The organism is Phaeovulum sp., assembly GCF_041596715.1.
GTDB lineage: Bacteria > Pseudomonadota > Alphaproteobacteria > Rhodobacterales > Rhodobacteraceae > UBA6213.
Genome location: NZ_JBFHIA010000195.1, coordinates 1 through 6,032, shown reverse-complemented (window position 1 = coordinate 6,032; position 6,032 = coordinate 1). Strand labels below are relative to the sequence as shown.

Annotated in this window: 6 protein-coding genes; 5 read left to right on the top strand and 1 reads right to left on the bottom strand. The window is 59.3% G+C overall.

What is annotated here, in order from left to right; genetic code table 11:
- Nucleotides 1-407 (bottom strand): PAS-domain containing protein (locus ABY403_RS12515; protein ID WP_372841156.1); only part of this gene is annotated, 407 nt, incomplete at its 3' end.
- A gap of 212 nt (nt 408-619) precedes the next feature.
- Here ABY403_RS12515 and ABY403_RS12510 point away from each other — a divergent pair.
- From ABY403_RS12510 to ABY403_RS12490, 5 genes are all read left to right on the top strand, one after another.
- Nucleotides 620-2,572 (top strand): AMP-binding protein, encoded by a 1,953-nt coding sequence (locus ABY403_RS12510; RefSeq protein ID WP_372841157.1) that lies wholly within the window; start codon nt 620-622, stop codon nt 2,570-2,572.
- Nucleotides 2,572-3,396, top strand: a complete 825-nt coding sequence (locus tag ABY403_RS12505) for an ABC transporter ATP-binding protein (RefSeq protein ID WP_372841155.1) — start codon at nt 2,572-2,574, stop codon at nt 3,394-3,396. The genes ABY403_RS12510 and ABY403_RS12505 overlap by 1 nt, the downstream gene beginning before the upstream one ends.
- 12 nt (nt 3,397-3,408) lie before the next feature.
- On the top strand, nt 3,409-4,422 hold the full coding sequence (locus ABY403_RS12500; protein WP_372841154.1) for a branched-chain amino acid ABC transporter permease: 1,014 nt from the start codon (nt 3,409-3,411) through the stop codon (nt 4,420-4,422).
- Nucleotides 4,423-4,499: 77 nt separating this feature from the next.
- Complete coding sequence (locus ABY403_RS12495) at nt 4,500-5,576, top strand: branched-chain amino acid ABC transporter permease (protein WP_372841153.1); 1,077 nt, start codon at nt 4,500-4,502, stop codon at nt 5,574-5,576.
- A gap of 82 nt (nt 5,577-5,658) precedes the next feature.
- The coding region (locus ABY403_RS12490) for an ABC transporter substrate-binding protein (RefSeq protein ID WP_372841152.1) at nt 5,659-6,032 on the top strand (374 nt) is incomplete at its 3' end.

Here is a 6,032-nt window from a genome sequence, read left to right as displayed (position 1 = left end):
GAATGGGCGCGCAGCATCCCTTCCTGACGCTTGATCTCGGTGATGTCGGTGTAAACTGTCACCCAGCCACCCTGCGACAGCGGCGAACCTTCTACCGAGATCGTGCGGCCATTGGGGCGGGTGCGCTCCATGTAATGGGGGGCGAAAGCGCGGGCCTGATCAACCCGCATCTGCACCGCCGCTTCAAAATCGGGCTGCGGGCCGTATTCGCCGCGCTCCACCAAAAAACGGATGGTGTCTTCGAACGACGCGCCTGGAATTGTCAGCGCCTCTGGCAGATCGAACATCACGCGATATTGCCGATTGCAAACGGCAAGCCGAAGGTCACTGTCAAAAATCGACAGCGCCTGCTGGATCAGGTTCAACCCCGCCCGCGTCAGCCGCCCGGTGTCGTGCTCGCCTGTCATCAGATCGCCTCCCGAGCCACCGCTAGCACCCTCGCGCCCATGTCGCAAAGAGGCAAGCGCGGCCTGTTACAATTCGTAAGGATTGCGACAAAGTCAGGTAAGCTTTGGCCGCCAGCGTGCGATCATGGCGCACTCGGGCGATTGGAGGAATCGCTCGTTGCGAACAAGTTGCCGCATGAACGGCACGAGGGAGGAAGACTTTGGCAGACGCAATATCGGCCGTGGCCGAACCTCAGTCCATTCCGGGGCTTCTGGCGCGCAACGTGCAGCGCTACGGCGGCTTGCCTGCCTACCGCGAAAAAGAGTTCGGCATCTGGCAAAGCTGGACCTGGTCGCAGGCCAATCAGGAAATCCGCGCTATAGCGCTGGGGTTGCTTTCGGTTGGGGTCGAACGCGGCGATTCGGTGGCGGTCATCGGGCGCAACAGGCCGCGCCACTATTGGGCGATGATTGCGGCACAGATGTGTGGTGCAATTCCGGTGCCGCTTTATCAAGACGCGGTGGCAGACGAGATGGCCTATGTGCTGGACCATTGCGGCGCACGGTTCGTGGTGTGCGGCGATCAGGAGCAGGTGGACAAGGTCATCGAAATCGGCGACCGGGTCCGCGACATCAAGCACATCGCCTATACCGACAAGCGCGGAATGCGCAAATACGACCATGCCAAGATGAACTCGCTTGCCGATCTTCAGGCGCAGGGTGTTGCCGGGCATTACCGATATGAGGCCGAGCTTGAAGCGCGCATAGCCGAGCTGAATTACGACAGCACCTGTGTGATGCTCTACACCTCTGGCACTACCGGCAAGCCCAAGGGCGTGGTGCTGTCAAACCGGAACATCATTGAAACCGCCAAGAACTCGTCGTTCTTCGACAAGCTCAATGCGCTGGACGAAGTGGTGGCCTACCTGCCGATGGCATGGGTGGGCGACTTCATCTTTTCTATCGGGCAGGCGATGTGGACCGGCTTTACCGTCAATTGCCCCGAAAGCGCCGCGACAATGATGACGGACCTGCGCGAAATCGGGCCGACCTACTTTTTCGCACCGCCACGGGTGTTCGAAGGCCAGCTGACCAATGTGATGATCCGAATGGAAGATGCGGGCCGGCTGAAGAAATGGCTCTTTCACCATTTCATGGCCTCCGCGCGCAAAGTCGGCCCCAAAATCCTTGATGGCAAACATGTGGGCCTGTTTGATCGGTTGCACTACGCGGTTGGCAATCTGCTCGTTTACGGCCCGCTGAAAAATACACTCGGCTTCAGCCGCATCCGCGTTGGCTATACCGCGGGCGAGGCGATCGGCCCCGAGATCTTCGAGTTTTACCGTTCGCTTGGCATCAACCTCAAGCAGCTCTACGGGCAGACCGAGGCCAGCGTGTTCATCACCCAACAGCCCGACGGGCAGGTGCGCAACGATACCGTGGGCGTGCCTTCGCCCGGTGTAGAGGTGCGTATTGGTGAAAACGGCGAGGTTTTTTATCGCAGCCCCGGCACGTTCGTCGAATATTTCAAGAACCCCGAAAGCACTGCCAGCACCAAAGACCCCGAGGGTTGGGTGGCCACGGGCGATGCGGGGTATTTCGAACCTGAAACCGGGCATCTGCGAATCATCGACCGCGCCAAGGATGTGGGCAAAATGGCCGATGGCCGCCTGTTCGCGCCGAAATACGTGGAAAACAAGCTGAAGTTCTACCCGTCGATCCTAGAGGCGGTGGTGTTCGGCAATGCCCGCGACCATTGCATCGCCTTCATCAACATCGACCTGAACGCGGTCGGCAACTGGGCCGAGCGCAACAACATCGCCTATGCCAGCTATCAAGAGCTGGCCGGCCACCCGCGGGTCTATGAAATGGTCGCAGAGCATGTGGCCGAGGTGAACCGCTCGATCGCCGCCGACCCGATGTTGTCGGGCTGCCAAGTCCACCGCTTTCTGATCCTGCACAAGGAACTTGATGCCGATGATGGCGAGATGACCCGCACGCGGAAGGTGCGCCGCAGTGTCATCGAGCAGAAATACGCAGATCTGATCAGCGCGCTCTATGGCGATACCAAATCCATCTACACCGAAACCGAAGTGACCTACGAAGACGGCCGCAAGGGCAAGATCACCGCAACACTGCGCCTTGCCGATGCCGAAGTCGCCCCCGAGCAAAGGAGGGCCGCCTGATGCCCGTCAGCCACGCAGAGGAAGGCTATATCACCGCCGACGGCCGCCAGATAGGCGGCACGCTGATGGAACTGCGCAATATCACGCTGCGCTTTGGCGGTGTGGTGGCGATCAAGGATATCAGTTTTGACATTCGCGATGGCGAGATCCGCGCGATCATCGGCCCGAACGGCGCAGGCAAATCGTCGATGCTGAACGTGATTTCGGGCTTTTATATCCCCACTGAAGGCGAGGTCTATTTCAAGAAGGTCAAGCGCGGCCCGATGAAACCCTATGAGGTGGCGCGGCTGGGCATTGCGCGCACCTTTCAGAACATCGCGCTGTTCGACGGCATGTCGGTGTTGGACAACATCATGACCGGGCGGCTGACGATGATGAAATCGGGCCTGCTTTCGCAAGCGTTCTGGTACGGGGCCGCGGCGCGCGAAGAATATGCGCATCGCGAAAAGGTAGAACGCATCATCGATTTCCTTGAAATCCAGAATATCCGAAAAACTCCGGTCGGACGATTGCCCTATGGTCTGAAAAAACGGGTCGAGCTGGCGCGGGCGCTGGCGGCAGAGCCAAAGCTTTTGCTTCTCGACGAACCTATGGCCGGCATGAACGTCGAAGAAAAAGAAGACATGAGCCGCTTCATTCTCGACCTCAACGACGAGTTCAGCACCACCATCTGCCTGATCGAGCACGACATGGGCGTGGTGATGGACCTTTCGGACCGGGTGGTGGTGATGGACTACGGCCGCAAGATCGGAGACGGCACCCCCGACGAGGTGCGCAACAATCAGGATGTGATCGACGCCTATCTCGGCGTGGCGCACGACTGACGGGGGGAAGCGATGCCAGATCAAGTTCTCTACGCAATGGAAGTAACGTTGAACGGGCTGATGACCGGGGTGATGTATTCGCTCGTGGCGCTCGGTTTCGTTCTGATCTTCAAGGCCTCGGGCGTATTCAACTACGCGCAAGGTGTGCTGGCGCTGTTTGCGGCGCTGACCTTGGTCGGGCTGCAAAACGGGCAGGTGCCTTTTGCGCATGTCATCAACGCGACCTTGGGCACCAATCTGAGCACCTTCGGCTGGCAACTGCCCGCGCTTCTGGCGATTTTGCTGACGGCGGGGGTGATGGTGGTTCTGGCGATCATCATCGAGCGGTTGGTGCTCAAGCATCTGGTCAGCCAAGCGCCAATCATCCTGTTCATGGCGACGATCGGGCTGGCCTATTTTCTTGAAGGACTCGGCGACGTGATGTGGGGCGCAGACATCAAGAAACTCGACGTGGGGCTGCCGCAAGGCATCTCTGACACCATTGAACGAGTGACCGATGGCTGGTTCGGCTATGGGTTCTTCATCGACAACCTCGATATCGTGGCCACGGTGGTGGCGGTTCTGTTGGTCGCCGCGCTGACGATTTTCAGCCAATATTCCAAACAAGGCCGCGCCCTGCGCGCAGTGGCAGATGACCATCAGGCGGCGCTATCGGTCGGCATCTCGCTGCGTTTCATCTGGGTGCTGGTCTGGTCGATCGCCGGTTTCGTGGCGCTGGTGGCGGGCATCATGTGGGGCACCAAGTCTGGCGTGCAGTTCAGCCTGTCGCTGATCGCGCTGAAGGCGTTGCCGGTTCTGATGCTGGGCGGTTTCACCTCGATCCCCGGCGCGATCATTGGTGGGTTGATCATCGGGGTTGGCGAAAAGCTGTTCGAGTTCATCATGTCGAGCCCCGATCTTGGCGGGGCGTGGTTCGGCTTTACGATCGGGGCGACCGAAAACTGGTTCGCCTATGTTCTCGCACTTTTGTTCCTCGTGTTCAGGCCGCAGGGCCTGTTCGGCGAGAAGATCATCGAGCGGGTGTAGGCGATGGCGCAAGCGGCACGGCCGGAAGCCTCCGGCGGGGATATTTGGACTGAAGCAATGAGCAGGGGGGCGCGCTGATGCTTTACCGTGAGGCAGGCGATTTCAAGACCACCTATGGCGAAGACAGCCAGACCTTTCCGATCCGCTTCGACCGGCTGGGGTATTACGTGACGCTGCTGGTGGCCTTCGGGGTCATTCCGCTGATCATCAATGATTACTGGGCCAGTGCGGTTTTGCTGCCCTTTCTGATCTATGCGATTGCGGCGATCGGGTTGAACATATTGGTGGGCTATGCGGGGCAAGTCAGCCTTGGCACCGGCGGCTTCATGGCGGTGGGGGCCTATGCGGTCTACAAGCTGATGACCTCGTTTCCCGATGTGCCGATCTTGATCCATGTGCTGCTGGCCGGATTTGTGACCGCCGCCGTCGGGGTGTTGTTCGGCCTGCCGAGCTTGCGGATCAAGGGCTTTTACCTTGCCGTGGCAACACTGGCCGCGCAGTTCTTTCTGGTCTGGCTTTTCAACAAGGTGCCGTGGTTTTACAACTATTCGGCCTCGGGGCAGATCACCGTGCCGCAAAGCAAGATGCTTGGCTATTACATCACCGGGCCGCAAACCTCGGCCACAGCCAAGTATCTGTTCTGCTTGATCGTTCTGGTGGGTGTGGCGGTGGTTGCGCGCAATCTTACGCGCGGCACGGTGGGGCGCAAATGGATGGCGATCCGCGATATGGATATCGCCGCCGAGATCATCGGGGTGAACCCGCTTAATGCCAAGCTGACCGCCTTTGCCGTCAGTTCGTTTTTCATCGGCATCGCGGGGGCCTTGTTCTTTGCGGTGTATCTGGGTGCCGCTGAAGTGACCGAGGCGTTCAACATTCAGAAATCGTTCCTGATCCTGTTCATGGTCATCATTGGCGGCCTCGGATCGATTTTCGGCAGTTTTGCCGGTGCGGCGTTTCTGGTGCTGTTGCCGGTGTTCCTGAAGAACGTGCTGGTGGGGCAGCTGGGCTGGCCCACCGACCTTGCGGCGCATCTGGAGCTGATGATCGTCGGTGCGCTGATCGTTGCATTCCTGATCGCCGAACCGCACGGCATGGCGCAACTTTGGCGCTTGGCGAAGGAGAAGCTACGGCTTTGGCCTTTCCCGCACTGATCCCGAATGGGGGTGGAAAGGCTGCCCAATAGGCAAGAACCGGAAAACCGGCAGTTAACAATCGCTCTGGGAGGAGAACCGAATGAAGATGAAGTTTGTTAGCCTTGTGGTTGGCGGCCTTTGTGCCGCGGCCCCGGCAATGGCCGAGCTGGTCATTCCGAACCTCAGCTACCGCACCGGTGCCTATGCGCCGGGTGGCATACCCTACGCCGATGGTTTCAACGATTATTTCACGCTGCTCAATGCGCGCGATGGCGGCATTGGCGGCGAGATGGTTTCGGTGCCAGAGTGCGAAACCGCCTATAACACCGAAAAGGGCGTGGAATGTTACGAGGCGACCAAGGGCCTTGGCGCGCTGGTCTACAACCCGCTTTCGACCGGCATTACCTATCAGCTGATCCCGAAGGTCACGGTAGATCACATCCCACTTTACACCCCCGGTTACGGGCGCACTTC